The 1,176-nt window shown below is 68.1% G+C and carries 1 protein-coding gene; it reads left to right on the forward strand.

The window, feature by feature from the left end; translation table 11 throughout:
• The coding region (locus ABTY04_RS41010) for an IS30 family transposase (RefSeq protein ID WP_352218524.1) at positions 1 to 1,170 on the forward strand (1,170 nt) is incomplete at its 5' end.
• Between the last annotated feature and the right edge of the window lie 6 nt (positions 1,171 to 1,176).

The following is a 1,176-nucleotide window of genomic DNA, read 5'->3' on the forward strand; positions in this document are numbered from 1 at the left end:
GGGCGCTACCTGTCGTTCCCGGAACGCGAGGACATCGCCATTTGGCAGGCTCAGGACCTTGGCGTCCGTGAGATCGCGCGCCGGCTGGGACGGTCACCGTCAACGGTCTCACGCGAGCTCCGCCGCAATGCCTCAACCCGCACCTACCGCCTGGAATATCGGGCGTCCACCGCGCAGTGGCATGCCGAGAGGCGAGCGCGACGCCCGAGGGCGGCGAAGCTGGCGGTCAACGAGCGGCTGTGTCAGTACGTCCAGGACAGGCTCGCCGGGACGATCCGCGCGCCGGACGGCCGACCGGTTCCCGGACCTGTCACCCCGGAATGGAAAGGGCGCAACAAGCCACGGCGGCAGGACCGGCGGTGGGCGACGTCGTGGAGTCCCCAGCAGATCACGAACCGTCTGCCGGTCGACTTCCCCGATGATGAGTCCATGCGCATCTCGCACGAGGCGATCTACCAGGCACTGTTTGTCCAGGCCCGGGGCGGGCTCAAGCGTGAGCTGGTCGCCTGCCTGCGGACCGGGCGCGCGCTGCGTGTCCCGCGCGCACGCTCCCGGCAACAGGCCCGCGGTCACGTCACACCTGAGGTGATGATCAGCGAACGGCCGGCCGAGGCAGCCGACCGCGCGGTCCCGGGACACTGGGAAGGCGACTTGATCATCGGGTTGAACCGTTCGGCGATCGGCACCCTGGTCGAGCGCACGACCAGATTCACGATGCTGCTACACCTTCCGCGGATGGACGGATACGGCGTCGAGCCGCGAGTGAAGAACGGACCGGCCCTGGCCGGCCGCGGCGCCCAGGCGGTGAAGGATGCGATCGCGGCCACGATCACCACCCTGCCCGAACACCTGCGCCGCTCGTTGACGTGGGACCGGGGAACGGAACTCGCTCAGCACGCACAGCTTCGTATCGACACTGGCCTGCCGGTCTACTTCGCCGACCCGCACAGCCCCTGGCAACGGGGCACCAACGAGAACACGAACGGGCTCCTACGGCAGTACTTTCCAAAGGGGACGGACCTGTCGCGATGGGACACCGGAGAACTCGCCGCCGTCGCGCTCGCCCTCAACACCAGGCCCCGCAAGACCCTCGGATGGAGGACACCCGCCGAAGCCCTCAACGAACACCTACTCTTGACTCAACAAGCCGGTGTTGCGACGACCGATTGAGTCCGG

It is taken from the genome of Streptomyces sp. NPDC097981 (assembly GCF_040302565.1).
Taxonomy (GTDB): Bacteria; Actinomycetota; Actinomycetes; order Streptomycetales; family Streptomycetaceae; genus Streptomyces.